Annotated in this window: 16 protein-coding genes; 12 read left to right on the top strand and 4 right to left on the bottom strand. The window is 45.6% G+C overall.

All coding sequences use genetic code 11. From position 1 onward, the window contains the following. Window positions 1–144: 144 nt before the first annotated feature. The 5 genes from MKZ09_RS05935 to MKZ09_RS05915 all read left to right on the top strand — a co-directional run bounded on the left by MKZ09_RS05935 (window position 145) and on the right by MKZ09_RS05915 (window position 6,131). A complete protein-coding gene (locus MKZ09_RS05935; RefSeq protein WP_076137710.1) occupies window positions 145–1,149 on the top strand; it encodes a LacI family DNA-binding transcriptional regulator in 1,005 nt (334 codons plus the stop codon). Between the two features lie 231 nt (window positions 1,150–1,380). After that, complete coding sequence (locus MKZ09_RS05930; protein WP_076207703.1) at window positions 1,381–2,646, top strand: ABC transporter substrate-binding protein; 1,266 nt, start codon at window positions 1,381–1,383, stop codon at window positions 2,644–2,646. Window positions 2,647–2,723: 77 nt separating this feature from the next. Continuing rightward, the gene (locus MKZ09_RS05925) at window positions 2,724–3,590 is read left to right on the top strand and encodes a carbohydrate ABC transporter permease (RefSeq protein WP_038568998.1); all 867 of its coding nucleotides are present in this window, start codon (window positions 2,724–2,726) and stop codon (window positions 3,588–3,590) included. After that, window positions 3,587–4,408 carry a carbohydrate ABC transporter permease gene (locus tag MKZ09_RS05920; RefSeq protein ID WP_172628781.1) on the top strand — a complete coding sequence of 274 codons (822 nt, stop codon included), beginning with the start codon at window positions 3,587–3,589 and terminating at the stop codon, window positions 4,406–4,408. The genes MKZ09_RS05925 and MKZ09_RS05920 overlap by 4 nt, the downstream gene beginning before the upstream one ends. 34 nt (window positions 4,409–4,442) lie before the next feature. Next, window positions 4,443–6,131, top strand: a complete 1,689-nt coding sequence (locus MKZ09_RS05915) for a glycoside hydrolase family 13 protein (protein ID WP_076207700.1) — start codon at window positions 4,443–4,445, stop codon at window positions 6,129–6,131. Between the two features lie 47 nt (window positions 6,132–6,178). On the opposite strand, the gene MKZ09_RS05910 is transcribed toward MKZ09_RS05915, so the two are convergent. Both MKZ09_RS05910 and MKZ09_RS05905 read right to left on the bottom strand, forming a co-directional pair. Next, entirely contained in the window at window positions 6,179–6,709 is a 531-nt protein-coding gene (locus MKZ09_RS05910; RefSeq protein WP_076104689.1) for an NAD(+) diphosphatase, read from the bottom strand. A gap of 36 nt (window positions 6,710–6,745) precedes the next feature. Further along, the gene (locus tag MKZ09_RS05905) at window positions 6,746–8,221 is read right to left on the bottom strand and encodes an amidase family protein (protein WP_076207698.1); all 1,476 of its coding nucleotides are present in this window, start codon (window positions 8,219–8,221) and stop codon (window positions 6,746–6,748) included. A gap of 169 nt (window positions 8,222–8,390) precedes the next feature. Between MKZ09_RS05905 and MKZ09_RS05900 the strand changes: the two genes are divergently transcribed. The 7 genes from MKZ09_RS05900 to MKZ09_RS05870 all read left to right on the top strand — a co-directional run bounded on the left by MKZ09_RS05900 (window position 8,391) and on the right by MKZ09_RS05870 (window position 15,638). After that, window positions 8,391–9,236: an STM4015 family protein gene (locus tag MKZ09_RS05900; RefSeq protein WP_076137718.1), complete on the top strand. Its 846-nt coding sequence runs from the start codon at window positions 8,391–8,393 to the stop codon at window positions 9,234–9,236. Beyond that, entirely contained in the window at window positions 9,196–10,533 is a 1,338-nt protein-coding gene (locus tag MKZ09_RS05895; RefSeq protein WP_256719291.1) for an STM4014 family protein, read from the top strand. The genes MKZ09_RS05900 and MKZ09_RS05895 overlap by 41 nt, the downstream gene beginning before the upstream one ends. Continuing rightward, window positions 10,533–11,315, top strand: a complete 783-nt coding sequence (locus MKZ09_RS05890) for an STM4013/SEN3800 family hydrolase (RefSeq protein WP_038568987.1) — start codon at window positions 10,533–10,535, stop codon at window positions 11,313–11,315. Before MKZ09_RS05895 ends, MKZ09_RS05890 begins: the two co-directional genes overlap by 1 nt. 32 nt (window positions 11,316–11,347) lie before the next feature. Next, a complete protein-coding gene (locus MKZ09_RS05885; RefSeq protein ID WP_076207693.1) occupies window positions 11,348–12,697 on the top strand; it encodes an STM4012 family radical SAM protein in 1,350 nt (449 codons plus the stop codon). Beyond that, window positions 12,694–13,560: an STM4011 family radical SAM protein gene (locus tag MKZ09_RS05880; RefSeq protein ID WP_076207690.1), complete on the top strand. Its 867-nt coding sequence runs from the start codon at window positions 12,694–12,696 to the stop codon at window positions 13,558–13,560. Before MKZ09_RS05885 ends, MKZ09_RS05880 begins: the two co-directional genes overlap by 4 nt. Window positions 13,561–13,663: 103 nt before the next feature. Beyond that, on the top strand, window positions 13,664–14,401 hold the full coding sequence (locus tag MKZ09_RS05875; protein ID WP_076207688.1) for a glycerophosphodiester phosphodiesterase: 738 nt from the start codon (window positions 13,664–13,666) through the stop codon (window positions 14,399–14,401). A 4-nt stretch (window positions 14,402–14,405) separates the two neighbouring features. Beyond that, window positions 14,406–15,638, top strand: a complete 1,233-nt coding sequence (locus MKZ09_RS05870; protein ID WP_076207685.1) for an SLC45 family MFS transporter — start codon at window positions 14,406–14,408, stop codon at window positions 15,636–15,638. A 65-nt stretch (window positions 15,639–15,703) separates the two neighbouring features. On the opposite strand, the gene MKZ09_RS05865 is transcribed toward MKZ09_RS05870, so the two are convergent. Beyond that, window positions 15,704–16,522, bottom strand: a complete 819-nt coding sequence (locus MKZ09_RS05865; RefSeq protein ID WP_081387703.1) for a GGDEF domain-containing protein — start codon at window positions 16,520–16,522, stop codon at window positions 15,704–15,706. 77 nt (window positions 16,523–16,599) lie between these two features. After that, entirely contained in the window at window positions 16,600–17,187 is a 588-nt protein-coding gene (locus tag MKZ09_RS05860; protein ID WP_038568983.1) for a histidine phosphatase family protein, read from the bottom strand. Window positions 17,188–17,411 lie beyond the last annotated feature (224 nt).

Here is a 17,411-nt window from a genome sequence, read left to right as displayed (position 1 = left end):
TTTTATTTTTTAAGTACAGTTGACAAAAGCGCCTACCAGCATTTATATTCGGGGTAAGCGTTTACGTTCTCTTCCTTCATAACTTACTCTCATCAGCGTAAGCGTTTAATTCAAGGATAACCGTAGTTTAAGGAGCTCATAGGAATGAACCCAACGATTAAAGATGTTGCACAGAAAGCGAACGTCTCCATTGCCACAGTCTCTCGCGTGCTAAACAATTTAAGTGGGTATTCGGACAAAACGAAACAAAAGGTAAATGAGGCGATCAAAGAAATTGGTTATCAACCCAATGCGATTGCCCGGGGTCTAATCAATAAGCGTACACAAACCATTGGTGTTATGTTCCCTAGTGTTTCTGGTGCCTTCTCTTCCGATCTGCTCAAGGGTATTGAAGAATTGGCCAATGACCGGAACTACAGTGTGATGGTATGCAATACCGATCAGGACGGTAAAAGAACGTTGAAGTATTTGCAGCTCCTGAGAGAGAAACAGGTTGATGGCATTATTTTTTCTAGTGAAGTCCTTAAGAAAGAATATTACGATGTGCTCGAAACCATGAGGATCCCCGTTGTATTGGTCTCTTCCCAAACAGAATTCGCCAAGGTCCCTTATGTGAAAGTAGATGATTATCGAGCAGCTTTTGACGCTATCCTCTACTTAATTTCAAAAGGTCACCGCAAAATAGCCATGATTAGTGGAAACCCTAGCGATCTTATCGCTGGTGCGCCAAGAGCAGAAGGTTATAAGCATGCGCTTGAAGCAAATGGCATTCCTTTTGACAGCCGCTATCTTGCTTATGGAGATTTTTTGTATGAGAGCGGAAGTATAGCTATGGAGACTCTTTTGGAGCAAGCGCCTGATGTGACTGCCGTTTTTTGTGCTAGTGATGAAATGGCGATTGGTGCCCTCTCCACCGTTATCAAAAATGGTCTAAGTGTGCCCGAGGATATCTCCATTATGGGATATGACGATCTTGGATTAGCCAAAATGGTTATTCCGCCTTTAACAACAGTACGCCAACCGCTGTACGATATTGGAAAGATCGCCGTGGAGAAGCTCATTCAGATGATTGAAACAGGTGAGTCTGTCAACAGCCAGATTGTCGATCACACAATTGTGGAAAGACAAACGGTAAGATCGCTTACCTAAGTCTTTTTATCAATATTACGTAAACGTTTACCGTCCACTTTATTGCATACCCGTCGCTTAGAAGAACATGAACATCATTTAAGTTTGCAGTCAACGTAAACGTTTACCGTCCACTTTATTGCATACCCGTCGCTTAGAAGAACATGAACATCATTTAAGTTTGCAGTCAACGTAAACGTTTACCCTTACCAAATTCATCATAATACCAACACACTATTAGGAGGATTTATCATGAAAAAAACAATTAAACCCGTAATGGTTAGTCTACTGGCAATGTCCGTGCTTAGCGCCTGCGGTAGCAATAGTGGTAACAATGCGGCTGACAACACATCTAGCGGCGGGAACTCCTCCGGTGACAAAGTGAAAATCGAGTTTTTCCAAAATAAGACCGAAGCTAAAGCTACCTTCGACAAGCTGGTTGCGAAATTTAATGAAGCCAATCCGAACATCGTAGTCACTCAAGTGAACCCACCGGATGCCGAAACCGTGCTGAAGACTCGTGCAGCTAAAAAAGACATCCCTGACGTAGTGGGTATCGGAGCCACTGACACCTACAAAACATTATCCGGAAGTGGTCTGTTTGAAGACTTCTCCAGTGATCCACTTGCTGAAAATATCCAGCCTGCTTATGTTCAAATGCTGAAAGACCTGACGGGTTCGAGCGAGCTGAATGGTCTTCCATTCTCTTCGAACGCAAGTGGTGTCATTTACAATAAAGCGATGTTCACTGAAGCCGGCGTTACCGTGCCAACCACTTGGGATGAGTTCATTGCCGTCGCTCAAAAGTTCAAGGACAGCGGTAAAAATGCTTTTTACCTGACCCTTAAGGATTCCTGGACAACCCTTACGCCGTTCAACTCTCTCTCTACAATCATTAAAGGCAATGATTTCTTCAAGCAACGTACTGAGGGTACGGTGACTTTCACAGACAGCTTCACCGAAATTGCTGAAAAGCTGCTTAAGCTGACGGAGTTCGGTCAAAAAGATATTTTTGGAAAAGGCTACAATGACGGCAACACAGCTTTCGCTAAAGGTGAATCTGCAATGTATCTGCAAGGGGTGTGGGCGATCCCAGAAATCGTAAAGGCTAATCCATCCATTGAGCTTGGTGTATTCCCTTTCCCAGCGACAAATGATGCTGCTAATAATAAGGTCATTTCTGGCGTAGACACATTGTTGACTATCTCTAAGAGCACTAAACATAAAGAAGAAGCTAAAAAATTCGTTGAATTCCTGCTCCAGCCTGAGAATGTTAGCCTCTACATTAACGAGCAAAAAGCATTCCCAGCTGTGCAAGGTGTAACACAAGATGATCCAACAATGGACGGCTTCAAAGCAGCATTTACCTCAGGTAACTTGGCCGACTTTGCGGACCACTACATCCCAAGTGCAATGAAAGTGGATACCATCAATCAAGCCTTCCTGCAAAAGAAAGATGTTGATGCGTACCTGAAACAGCTTGATAAAGAATGGGATAAGGTAGCTGACCGGAAATAACGAGACCTGACAAATAAGAGCCGAGAAAGAGAACGGGATTCCCCCTTCTCTTTCTCTTTTCCAAGGAGGATTACATGATGGCCAAACGCCGAGTCGCCTTTTATCTAATGACTATACCGGCATTGCTTCTTTTCTTTGCCTTTCACACCTTTCCTGCACTGCAGGGTATTTATTATTCGTTCACTAACTGGGACGGCTTCAGTGACAGCTTTGATTACGTAGGATTTAAGAACTTCATTAACATTTTTCAAGACGAAAATGTGCTGAATTCATATGTGTTCACTTTTAAATATGCCATCTTAACAACTATTCTCATCAACATCATCAGTTTGTTGATTGCGCTTGGACTTAACGCCAAGATTAAAGCCAAAAACTTTTTCCGCGGTGTATATTTCCTGCCTAATATCCTCAGCGTGCTGATTGTCGGCTTTATTTTCAACTATTTGTTCGCAAATGTATTCCCTATCTGGGGCGAGAAGCTTGGCAGTGAATTCCTTTCGCAGAACATTCTCGGCAACTCCGATTGGGCCTGGATCGGTATCGTCATTGTAGCCGTTTGGCAGGGAATTGCTTATAACACGATTCTATATCTGGCAGGTCTACAGACGATTCCGCAAGATCTTTACGAAGCCTCCAATTTGGACGGCGCTAGCCGCTGGAGAGAATTCTGGAGCATTACTTTTCCAATGCTTGCTTCCTTCTTCACGATCAACATGGTGCTGGCGATGAAAGGCGGCTTAATGGTATTCGACCAAATCGTAGCCTTGACAGGTGGGGGACCTGGACGTTCAACACAATCCATTGCCCACTTAATCTATACAGGCGGCTTCCAAGGCGGAGAATTTGCCTATCAATCGGCGAACGCCGTGATTTATTTTATCGTGATCGTTGTGATCTCCGCCCTTCAGCTTAAATTTCTGCAGAAACGGGAGATGGACTTATGATCAAAAAATCAAGCAACTGGCCTGCAACGATTCTTATCGCGCTAGGCTCACTACTGATCCTTTTTCCGCTGTACATGACTATTGCTATCGCGCTAAAAAATCCCGAGGAAATGGCTCAATCCATCTTTTCACTGCCAACTGGCCTGCATTTTGAGAACTTCGCCAATGCCATTAAGGCAACCAATTTCTTTAACGCCTTAGGAAATAGCGCCACGATCACAATAACATCAGTAGTGTTCATCTTGCTTACCAACTCCATGGTAGCCTACGCGATTGCCCGCAATATGAACCGAAAATTCTTCAAAGCGCTTTACTTTTATTTTATCAGCGCAATGTTTATTCCTTTCCAGATTATTATGCTGCCTGTGGTCAAAGTGACAACGGATCTGCATATGAACAACATTCTGGGTCTTATTATTCTATACATTGTTTATGGCTTGGCTTTTAACGTGTTTGTATACACTGGCTATATCCGCTCTATTCCTTATGAGCTAGAGGAAGCTGCCACAGTAGATGGTGCAACGACATTCGGAACATTCTGGAAGATTATTTTCCCACTTCTTGCTCCGGTCAGTGCAACAATTGGTATCCTCTCTTGTCTGTCGACTTGGAACGACTTTATGCTGCCGTTGATTCTGCTCGGTGATCAGGATTCATACACACTTCCGCTTGTACAGTATGTCTTCCAAGGTCAATTCAGCACAGATTTCAACTTAGCCTTTGCTTCGTATCTGCTTGCTTTATCCCCGATGCTCGTGGTCTATTTGTTCGCGCAAAAATGGATTATCAGTGGACTAACATCAGGGTCCATTAAATAACTAAGATTTATATAGAGAGATAGGAGAGTTATACATGGATAAGAAATGGTGGAAAGAAAGCGTAGTTTATCAAATCTATCCCCGCAGCTTCAAAGACAGTAACGGGGACGGCATCGGTGATCTGCAAGGCATTATCTCGAAACTCGATTATTTAAATCAGCTTGGCGTCGACGTAGTCTGGTTATGCCCGGTATATGAGTCGCCAAACGACGATAACGGCTATGATATCAGTAACTATCAAACTATTATGGATGATTTCGGAACACTCTCTGATTGGGAGGAACTGCTAGCTGGACTTCACAGCCGCGGCATGAAGCTGATTATGGATCTCGTGGTCAACCACTCCTCTGATGAGCATGCTTGGTTCGTGGAGTCCCGCAAATCAAAGGATAATCCTTATCGTGATTATTATATCTGGCGGCCGGGCCAAGACGGACAGACGCCTAACGACTGGGGTTCCTTCTTCAGCGGTTCGGCTTGGGAATTCGATGAGAAGTCGGAGGAATATTACCTCCATCTCTTCTCGAGAAAGCAACCCGACCTGAATTGGGATAATCCTAAGCTGCGCCAGGAAGTCTACGATATGATGACCTGGTGGCTGGATAAGGGTATTGACGGATTCCGCATGGATGTAATCAACTTGATTTCCAAAGTACCAGAATTACCTAGCGTTGCCCCAGAAAATAACGGAGAACAGCCTACGTACCACTTCGGAGGAGACTATTTCGTTAACGGACCACGCGTACATGATTATATGCAGGAAATGAACCGTGAGGTCCTGTCCAAGTACGATATCATGACAGTGGGCGAAGCCGTTAATGTCACTCCCGAGGAGGCTTCCTTGTACGTTTCCGAGGATCGCAACGAGCTTAACATGGTATTCCATTTCGAGCTCATGGACGTCGATTCCGGACCTGGAGGCAAATGGAATGTGCAGCCTTGGAAGCTGGCGGACATCAAGTCCATCATTTCCAAATGGCAAGTCGCGCTGGACGGTAAAGGTTGGAACAGTCTGTATATGAACAACCACGATCAGCCGCGTATGTTATCCCGCTTCGGAGATGATAAGCTATATCCGAAAGAATCTGCCAAGATGCTGGCAACACTGCTGCACACGCTCCAAGGCACACCTTACATCTATCAAGGCGAAGAAATCGGCATGACGAATGTACAGTTTAATTCTATCAACGATTACAAAGATATCGAAATCTTGAATATGTATAAAGAATACTTGGCTGCCGGTCATTCGGAAGAAGCTATCATGAACTCCATTTACATTAAAGGCCGGGACAATGGCCGTACGCCAATGCAATGGAACGCCGAGCCGCAGGCAGGCTTCACGACGGGCTCTCCTTGGCTAGCCGTAAATCCTAATTACAAGGAAATTAATGTGGAGCAGGCGCTGGCTGATCCTGATTCTATTTTTTACTATTATAAGAGACTTATTGAGCTGCGCAAGCAGCATGAAATTATCGTATATGGTAGCTATACGATCTTGGCTGAAGAGAACGAGCAAATCTATGCTTATCTGCGTACTCTTGGAGAAGAACAGCTACTGGTTGTATTGAATTTCTTCGGAGAGCCCGCGACCTTCGAGCTTCCTTCCACTGTGAAATTTCAAACGAAGGAACTGCTCATTGCCAACTACGAGGTAAATCCAGAAGAAGAACTAAATACAATTCAGCTTCGCCCTTATGAAGCTCGTGTGTATAAGCTTAAATAATTCCCCCCTTGCATGGAAACAACAAAAAGGAGCCTCACGGCTCCTTTTTACTTTCCTCCAACAGCTACCGGATTGACCTGTACCTGTCCCGCGTTCAATTTCTCGATAATCGCCAGTAAGAAGGTTTCGGCTAGGCTGTTCTTTTTAATCGCTCTGGCGGCTTCTTCCAAGGTAAACCATTCAGCATGATCAACCTCAGTACTCACCTGGCTCAAGTCCTCCGAATCTGCAACACCTATAAAATTCAGCATTAGCGTATTGGATGGCGCGAAGTACAAGCTGCGCATATATTCATAAGCGACAATATCAAGTCCTACCTCTTCTTTTACCTCACGTACGAGAGTCGTTTCCGCATCTTCACCTTTGTTCACGTATCCTGCGAGTAATATGTAGTCTGGCCGATTATATTGCTGAATTAATAAAATCTTGTTTTTCTCCCTGTTTAATACTGCTGTACTAATCGCCGTACTGAAAATAGGGAATCGGAACATTTCACATGCATTACAATAAGGTACCTGCCCTTCCCCATCGGCTTCTTTCATTACTAACGCAGTTCCACATTCCAGGCAATACTTCAAACTGATCGCTTCCTTCTATTCTAAGTTAGCCTAATTCTACTCCAATTGAGGAGCAATCCGGTGATACGTAGCTTGTTCAAACCCGTATGCTAAGGCTATGAGCGTAGGCTCGCTATAAGCTTTTCCGGAAAAAACAACACCAAAAGGCCCCCTGGTCGAATCCCCATCCGCATCAATAATGCCTTGAGATACATATCCCGCCGGAACGGTAACTAATGGATAACCTAAGCGTGCCGCAATATACATGCCATCTACATCACCAGGCAGCAATAACGCGTCTAAACTATATTGTTCCAACACATAATCTATTCCTTGCTCAAGCGCTAATTCCTTGTATTCTTGTCTCTTCTCTTCATAGACCTCTTCACTTAATGTTATTTCTTCTGATCTTGTCAGGGTGTCTTGCCCATATTGCAAGGCAATCTCAGCATGTCTTTCATTATAGGCTATCAATTCCTGCAAAGAGTGAATCGGAACGGATTCATCTACTTGTGCTAAATACTGGTTGAGCCCTTTTTTAAATTCATAACAAATCACATCATTATTCCAATTCTGTTGTTCAACATGTACTGTGACAGGATCTATAATGGTAGCCCCTTCATTCTTCAAGGTCAAGATAGCTGCTTCCATAATTGCAAGCCTCTCAGTGTCTAAATGCTTATAATAATGCCGTGGAATACCTATTCTTGCTTGTCGTATAAAGCTTTTATCTAAACTTGAAGTATAGTCTGTATAAGCGTATTTTTTGCTTGAAAATGTTGCTGAATCGTTGGCGTCCACTCCGGTTAATGCCCCTAAAATAATTGCCGCATCTGTAACCGTTCTAGCTATAGGGCCAGGTGTATCCTGACTTACTGAAATGGGAATGACTCCAGTACGGCTGACTAATCCCACCGTAGGTTTGATTCCGACAAGAGCATGTTGGCTGGCTGGACCGATAATAGATCCTGCGGTTTCCGTTCCGATCGCTGCTGCTGCCAGATTCGCTGCTACAGCTGCCGCAGGCCCAGAGCTGGAACCACTGACAAATACCGTCCCAGGTCCATATGGATTCAGTACAAGCCCTCCCCGCGAGCTATATCCCGCAGGCATTGTACTAGACATAAAATTAGACCATTCCGACATATTCGCCTTCCCAAGTAAAATAGCCCCCGCCAATCGAAGCTTGGCCGCTACAAATGAATCTTTTGCCGCAATTGATCCAGCTAAAGCTACAGAACCGGCACTCGTATGCATCTTATCCGCGGTGTCTATATTATCCTTCAATACAATAGGAATACCGTGCAGGCTCCCCCGGCTCCCTTTTTCTGCTCGTTCTTTATCGAGTGCTCGCGCGATTTGTATAACCTCTGGATTTATTTCTAAAATAGAGTTTATGTCTATATCGTATTTATGGATCCGCTCCAAATACACTTGAACTATATCCTCTGAGTTGATTAAACCTGCTTCCAGAGCCTCTTGCATTTTAATTATATCCGTCTCAATAATCCATTCCTGAAGTTTATTCTTCATACGAATAACTCCTTCCAAAAAAATAAAAATGCCTCTAGTATAAACCTACCACAAAATTTCACCTCAATAATATGGAGAGTTTAACTATAGTTATATTCAGCTATTTGACTCCCTCGGCTACAGATGATAGGGTATTTTCGAAGTTAAATTTTTCCGGGAGGGAACACCCATGACGGCAGTAAAGCTTAGCATCGGATACGACGAATTCGAAGAAGGTCAAAGAATTGGCAAAGCAATTGAGAAGTTAAGCAGCAGCGCTGAAAGTGCGTCACTAACCAGCCTAATTATTGGTGATTGGGGGCAAGCCTACGAGAATAGCTCCGATGAGGTTGTGGATGCGCTGGTTACGCATAGTGCAAGCTTCCCTGCTTTACGCAAGCTTTTTATTGGTGAGATGGGTTATGAGGAGTGCGAGATTTCTTGGATTACCCAAAGCGATCTATCACCGCTGTTGCCTGCTTTTCCAGAATTACAATCACTCACCATTCAAGGTGGAAATGAGCTAAGCCTCTCAGAGCTAAAACATGACAAGTTAGAAAAGCTAATTATTATTACTGGTGGCTTGAGTAAAACCGTGCTTGAAAATATTGCAGCCAGCCAATTGCCGAATTTGCGTAAGCTGGAACTATATCTTGGCGTAGATAACTACGGCTTTGACGGAAGCCTCGCAGATATTCTACCTCTTTTAGAAGTAGGAAAGTTCCCTAAACTTACCTATCTGGGATTAAAAAATAGCGAAATACAAGATGAAATCGCCGGTGCAGTAGCAAATGCTCCAATTCTGGATCAGTTGGATACGCTAGATCTGTCTCTAGGTACCCTCAGCGACGAGGGGGCTGAGTTGCTTCTAGCCAGCGAGAGAATCAAGGGACTAAAGGCATTGAACCTAAGCCATCATTATATGTCTGACGAGATGATCAGCCGCTGGCAAAAGAGTGGATTGCCTGTCGATGTCAGCGACAAGCAGGAAAGCGATGATGAGGAAGACTGGCGTTATCCTTCCATCACAGAATGAGCCCCTCATGCGGCCAATGATCGTTATTGGTATTCCCGGAGATAAACGAACTAGCGGCATTCAGCAAGCGCGTTCCGATCTCGGAATGCCACCCGCCATCATTTTATCGTATGCTGAGTTCCTGCAAGGAAGATCGTTAAGTGATCTATTGAAAGTGCAGAAGCAACAGCTATCTAGTCAGCCAGTCGTGTATAACGGCATAGATCTCAGTGCGGCTCCTCCGCTGCTGAGATTGGAATCGCCTGGCAGCAGCTTTGAGGTAGAACGAGCATTGATCGCTCTCGGCGCACCGGATGCCGTTGATGTTGACGATTCGCTGCATCCCTACGCTGAAAGACCTGATCCGCGCCCACTCCGTGTGAAGGTAGCCCATCAATTGAAGGAGATGCAGGGTGTCCTGCATCATCCTTCGCAATGGTTCCGCGGTTATTGCCGCATGCTGGCTAGACTACAGCGCGAAGTCAAAGAGGTTTGTCCAGGTTCGCTATGGTTAAATGACCCCGCTGACATTGCGGCCATGACCGATAAACGGCGGGCACAACAGATTCTGAGTGAGGCAGGCATCACTATTCCTCGTCCATTAGGCGAGGAACAGCAGCCTACGGACTATGCCTCTCTCCGTGAGATGATGATCTCCCGGCGAATGCACCGGGTATTCATCAAGCTAGCCTTCGGCTCTGCCGCTTCCGGGGTGATCGCCTATCAGCTCCATCCCGTTACAGGTGCCGAAGTTGCCTTAACTACAGTGGGGGTCGAGAATTATATCACCCGACCACCCATTTACTATAATTCCGGTAAACTGCGGCGGTACACAGATACCGCCACGATCTCCGGCATTATTAACTGGATTTATCGACATGGTGGTTATGCCGAGCAATGGATCCCTAAGATCGGCCATAACGGCAAAGCCTTCGATATCCGCCAGCTCGTGGTTCTCCGCGAGGCCTGTCATGCAATTGCTCGTGTAAGTTCCACCCCAATTACGAATCTGCATTTACGCAGCCAGCGGATGTCTCCTTCAGAAGCCGGTCTATCAGAATTCATACAGGAGCAGGTACGAAATACCGCGTTGCAAGCGCTGGCGGCATTTCCCCGTTCTGGAGTTGCCGGGATAGACGTGCTGATATCTGGAGGATCGCAGCAGTGTTTTGTCGCCGATGTTAATCCTTTTGGCGATTTGCTGTACGATGTGAAATACCGTGGCTGCAGCACCTACGAATGGGAAATGAAGGTATTGACCGCCAGAGACTATATTACTCATCCCTCAACACCGCTTATAAAGGAAGGATCCTCTTAATGGATATGAACACTATCGTTGGCACCCATGACATTCTAATGATCACGCTTGATACCCTTCGATACGATGCAGCTACTATGGAGGAAGCGAACTGCCCGAACCTGTGCGGAACGGGACCCTGGGAGAAAAGACATACTCCCGGCAGCTTTACTTATGCGGCCCATCACGCTTTTTTCGGCGGCTTCTTGCCTACTCCAGCTACAACGGATAAGACTGAGCATATCCGCATGTTCCACTCCCGAAACACCGGCATGAAGACGCATCCCCATACATGGCTGTTCGATACGCCGGATATCGTGTCAGGACTTGCTGCTGAGGGCTATCGTACGGTTTGTATTGGAGGTGTTATTTTCTTCACCAAAAAAAATCCACTCGCTCGTGTGTTGCCAAGCTATTTCCAGCAAAGCTACTGGCGGATGACCTTCGGTGTGACCAATCCGCGTTCCACAGAGCATCAGGTGAACCATGCCTTAAAGCTGCTAAAGGATACTCCTAGCGAGCAAAGATTGTTTATGTTCCTCAACGTCTCTGCCATTCACGGACCAAATCATTATTTTGTACCTGGTGCTAAAAAAGACTCTGTAGACAGCCAGCGCGCCGCTCTTCGTTATGTGGACGGTGAACTGGGCCGGTTGTTCGATGCGTTCCGGGAACGCGGCAATCCGGTCTTCTGCCTGGCTTTTTCAGATCATGGAACCGCTTATGGGGAAGATGGCTATCAGGGGCATCGCCTTGCCCACGAGACGGTATGGAACGTCCCTTATCGGGAGTTTATTTTATAATATTTATAACAAGGAAAGGATGGAGAACTGATATGACGTTATCGTCCTTCTCTTTAGAAGAGCTTCACAAGTGGAAAGACAGCATTACTGCTCACCCTTACCGTTCTTATCTGTATTCCTATCCACACAAAACGGCTTACAGGGATTTGCAACCTCCGATGCCGCTAGAAACACTCTGGCGTGATGAGCCTGCGGAATCTTTCTTTCTATATATGCATATTCCGTTTTGTGGCGCACGCTGCGGATTCTGCAACCTATTTACCCTGCCTGATAAACGTGCAAATGTTCATGCCACATACGTGGATGCACTGGAACGCCAAGCAAAGCAATGGGCGGAATTCACCAGACACAGGCCTTATGCCCGTTTTGCGATCGGCGGTGGAACTCCCACCCTGCTGGCAGCAGATCAGCTCCGCCGCTTGTTCCATATTGCCGTTGATACGATGGGACTGGATACAAATACAGCCTCCATCTCAGTGGAAACTTCACCGGAGACGATTACCGAAGAGAAGCTGAATATTCTTAAAGAGTATACGGTGGATCGGGTCAGCATGGGCATCCAAAGTTTTGTTGCAGCTGAATCGGCAGCCATCTATCGCCCACAAAATCCGGATGAGGTGTATCGGGCACTAGAGCTGCTGGGGAAATATGATTTTCCCATACTAAATTTAGATCTGATCTACGGGCTTCCGGGGCAGACGGTCGACTCTTGGCTATATTCGCTCAATCAAGCGATCAGCTTTGAGCCAGAGGAAATTTTCATCTATCCGCTCTACACTCGAGAGCATACGATTGTGAAGCCTGGTGATATCCAGCGTCAGGACGATATTCGCCTAGACTGCTACAAAGCCGCTGGTCAGCTGCTTAGAGCGAGAGGATATCGCCAATACTCCATGCGTCGTTTCGCCAAGGAAGACGCCGGAACAGCTAAACCCATTCTCGATTATAGTTGCCAAGAAGAAGGAATGGTCGGCTTGGGCTGCGGAGCCAGATCCTACACCCGCCATGTGCATTACGCTTCCCGTTATGGGGTAAGCCGTAAAGCAACCGAGAGCATTATTGCTGATTACATTGCGACGGATCGTTACGATACTGCGGATTACGGAATTGTGCTGAGTCTTGAAGAACAGAAACGCCGCTTTATTCTGAAGGCGATTCTACATAGCGAAGGGCTGAAGCTTGAAGATTACAGCCAGCGTTTCGATCAATCACTCTGGAGTGATTATCCTGAGCTGTCCAACCTGCTTCATTCCGGTCTTGGGCAGGAGGGAGATGGCATCCTGCGTCTTACCACCGAAGGGATGGGTTACTCTGATTCGATTGGGGATTGGTTTATTTCTGGGGAGATCCGAGAGCAGATGGAAAGGTTCGTATTGCCATGAATGCGGTCCTCTACTACCGCGGCTCCCTCACGTCCTGCAACTATGATTGCCCCTATTGTCCTTTTGGCAAAACAAGAGACAGCGCAGCTACACTCGCCAAGGACCGCCAGGGGCTGGAAGCCTTTGTAGCGTGGGCCTCTGAGCAAGGTGCGACAGGTCATCGGCTTTCTATATTTTTTAATCCCTATGGCGAAGGGCTAATTCATCGCTGGTACAAAGAAGCAATGATTGCTCTCTCCAATATGGACCATGTAGAGAAGGTAGCGATTCAGACCAACCTTTCTGCCAACCTGGATTTCATCTCCCAGCTGAATCGTAAAAAAGTGGCCTTTTGGGCCACCTACCACCCCGGACAAGTGCGAGAGGATAAATTTCTGTCGCAGTGTTTGACTTTATACGAGAACGACGTTCCATTTAGTGTGGGAAGCGTTGGAATACGCAGCGCTTTTTCAGCGATAGCTTCACTTCGCTCTGCATTACCAGAGAACGTGTACTTATGGGTCAATGCTTACAAAGATAAACCGGATTATTATACAGCAGAGGATTTTGCCTTCCTTAGCGAGATTGATCCACATTTTTCTGTGAATGCTATGGATTATGAAAGCCTTGGCCAAGCCTGCAATGCAGGAAAAGATGTTTTTTATGTACAGGGCGCTGGGCTTGTGAAACGCTGCTATAAGGACAGAGGGGTCATAGGCAATCTTTACCGTGATGGGCTCGAAGGTCTCTCTGCGGTTAGAAGCTGCCGAATGAAGGTATGCGATTGTTATATCGGTTATATTCATATGCCCGAGCTGAAGCTGCGGAACATCTATGAGGATGGACTTTTGGAACGAATCCCTTATGGCGCTATGAACAACTGATTTTAAAATTCCAGACAGGGTTTCTTTACTCTCTGTGGAATATGACAAGTAGCCCCCATCTATAGGGGCATAGCAAACACTAAAGTTGGAGGGACAATAACTTATGAACAACATCATTAATTTTGCGCATCGTGGAGCGTCGGCAGTGTGTCCAGAAAATACTATGGCGGCATTTTGCAAAGGTCTTGAGCTGGGTGCAACCGGAATAGAAACTGATGTACAAATGACCAAGGATGGCGGCCTAGTCCTCATTCATGATGAAACTCTAAACCGCACGACAAGCGGAACCGGCTATGTGAAGGATCATACACTCGCAGAACTGCTGGAGGTGGACGCAGGCTCATGGTTCGGACCTGAATTCAAAGGTGAGCGCCTTCCATTGCTGGAAGATTTATTAGATCTGCTGCAAGGTAGAGATACCATACTAAATATCGAGCTTAAAAATGGCACTTTTTTATATCCGGGCATGGAGGAAAAAGTGATCGCGGCCGTACGGGATTTCAAGATGAGCGATCGCGTCATTTTTTCGAGCTTCAACCATTATTCACTAGCTTACTGTCAGTCGCTGGCACCGGAGATCAGAACTGGAATTCTGTACGGGGAAGGCCTGTATCGTCCTTGGGATTATGCAGCTACACTTGGAGCGACTGCGTTGCACGCTTATCATTTTGCGGTACTGCCTGAATTCGTCGAAGAAGCTGCGAAGCATGGCGTCGCCTACCATCCTTGGACCGTTAATGATCCCGAGCGGATGAAATATTTAATTGAAGCGGGTGTATCAGGCATTATTACCGATCATCCAGACCTACTCGCTGGACTTCTGGCTGACAAGGGAGTGTGATGGTGTGAAAAAAGTCTGGCTGCTCGGATTCGGCTTTTTCAGCATCAGCATTACATGGAGTCTGTATAACGCATTTGTACCTTTTTTCCTCGAAAAATATGTACATAGTGTAGCCCTTATCAGCTTCATGATGACGATTGATAATTACTTCGCCTTATTCTTGCAGCCTTGGATCGGCAATCGGAGTGACCGCACGACCTCGCGTTTTGGACGCAGAATGCCTTATCTTATGATCGGTATGCCCTTCGCTGCCGTGCTGACTATGCTGATTCCGTTTCATACCGGACTATTTACACTGCTTTTATTTATGATGCTGATGAATTTAGCCATGAGTTTATACCGTTCCCCCACCGTCGCTCTCATGCCCGACATAACACCTGAAGAGCAGCGTACAAAGGCTAACGGATTAATTAATTTCATGGGTGGATTCGGATCAATTCTGGCTTTCGGCGTGGGTTCGATCCTCTATAAATCAAATCCTGCACTGCCATTTCTCGTTGCTGGACTGATTACCCTGTTATGTCTGTTTATCGTATCGCGTTTCATCAAAGAAAAACGGGATGGTGTGAATAAAAGCCCTATGCTTTTATCCGATACAGCGGAGAGCCCTTCTGCGACAGTAGTTAATCCTTCCAGAATCTCCTTTCGCGGCCAGCTGGATCGTACTACAGTCTTTCTACTGGCAGCGATCTTCTTCTGGTTTGTAGCTTATCAAGGGGTCGAAACCTTGTTTACATTGTATGGCAAAAACCATCTGGGCCTCAGTGAACAAGCAGCCTCCTTCTCCCTTACCTTCTTCTCCCTTGCCTTTGTGCTGTTCGCTATTCCGAGCGGTTGGCTGGGTGGGCGATTCGGGAAAAAGAAGATCATTATCGTCGGCGTATGTGGCCTGATGACGGTCTTTGCGCTTGTTGGGTTTGCACAGGACCTGCTGGTGCTTCGAGCGTTGCTCCTGACAGGAGGAATCTTCTGGGCTTGTATCAACATCAACTCTTATCCTTATGTTGTTGCTACGGGGACTGAGGAAAGTATTGGTACTCGAACAGGGATGTATTATTTGGTCTCTTCACTGGCAGCGATCAGCTCACCACCTTTGCTGGGGCTAATGATTGATATTTTTGATTACTCCATCCTGTTCTATGTAGCAGCGATTAGTATGGCGGTTGCCCTGCTCTGCCTTTTCTTGATGAAGGGACGCAAGCAAGTGCCCCACAAGTTTCACACACCGGGAGCCTAAAAAAGCGTCAGCCTTAGACATCTATTTATGTCCAAGGCTGACGCTTATATTTTACACTTAACAAACTAATTTTTATAAACTGAATAACGACCTGTACCGAGCTGTTTGGCGGTGTACATCGCTGTATCTGCCTCATGCAGCAGCCTGAAATGATCCACCTTGCCATGACTAATACTGATGCCTATGCTCGCAGATACAAAGAGGTTGTGCTCTCCCAGCTGATAATGTCTGGTCGTCTTCTCCAGAATCTGCACCGCTAACTGCTCCGCTTCCTTCTGATTGCAGCCTTTAGCTACGATCACAAATTCATCACCGCCTATACGGAAAATATGGCGTTTTCTTTTGCTGGAAAATTGACTTAACCTTCCTCCCACTTCTTGCAGCAGTAAATCGCCCACATGATGTCCTAAGCTGTCATTGATGGATTTGAAACGGTTCAAATCCATAAACAATACAGCTAGTTGCTCATTTACTTTGCAGCGATCCCAAAAGTGATCCATTCCATTCTTGTTTAACAGCCCCGTTAAGCCATCCTTATAGGCAAGTTCTTTAAGCTGCTCTCTTTCCGCCAAAACAAGGTTCAACCGTGTAAGCAAAAACATTAAAACAGCTATCGTAAGCGCGTATATCAATAACGGAGTGAAAATCCCCCCATTGACCTCTATAGTTTCTTCTAAGGATTTTTTGCCTAGCTGATGCATTGCCCACAATCCAACGACGATAGTTATAATGGAAAGGCCCGTATAAACCGCTCTTTGTTTTGGTTCCTTACTAGCAACATCCCGGTAAAATCTCAATACTAAATAACCTACAACCCCTGCGATGATAATGGACATTAACGTTTGTAAATAAATCTGAACCTCTACCACCTTTAATTCGCACATCCTTCTGAACTACAAATAATTAGCTTACTGTACTGCGATACCAATATATAAAAAAGCTCTGAACATTATCTGAACACTTACTCTTTCTCCAAATGCCGCGCACAATTATATAACTCGCAGTTCCATGAGCCATCCGATTCGGATTTTGTTATTCGCGTAATTGACGTATTGTTCAATAATACTGTGCCGTCCAGTTCTGGAAGTAGTCTTCTAAGGCTACTGCGTAAAATCGCACCATGGCTAACGATCAGAATATGACTGCCTGGATGTCTCGCCGCAATTTCTTCAATCACTTCGCTGCCTCTGAGCTCGCTGGCTTCTGGAGTTTCCAAACCCAAATCTAACGTCTTCCAATCGGTTCCCCAGCGTTCAATCCGCTCTTGCTGCGTAGTTCCTTCAATAAGTCCCGCATACATCTCTCGAATGCCCGGCGCTAAACCCGTGATCTCAAGGCCTAATCTTTCTGCAATAACCTCTGCCGTTTGCCGCGCTCTGAGTAAATCGCTTGAATATATGTAATCCCATTGTTCTGTGCTCAGACGTTCAGCCAGTAGTTGTGCCTGTTGCAGACCTTCAGCATCCAATGAATTATCCGTATGCCCTTGCACTCTGCCTTCTTTATTCCACGCGGTACTTCCATGGCGAATTAAACCTATTGTAGTCATAAAAATCTCCTTTTAGCTATTGAGTCTAGTGGCCGTTGTGATGCTGGATATTGTGCTAGTTATGGTGCTAATCTCAGTGCAATTTCAGTACTAATATAAATAATATAATCTATATTCTATCAGATTCACCCTATGAACATTTAAAAATAAAGGTTATCCAAGTTTTTGAACATGAGGTATAATAAACCTTGTCGTTTTTTACAACAGCTACAAGATAAGGAGTA

The organism is Paenibacillus sp. FSL R5-0908, from assembly GCF_038006245.1.
Taxonomy (GTDB): Bacteria; Bacillota; Bacilli; order Paenibacillales; family Paenibacillaceae; genus Paenibacillus_AQ; species Paenibacillus_AQ odorifer.
The sequence above is the reverse complement of the archived record's forward strand: the minus strand, read 5'-3'. Positions and strand labels throughout refer to the sequence as shown.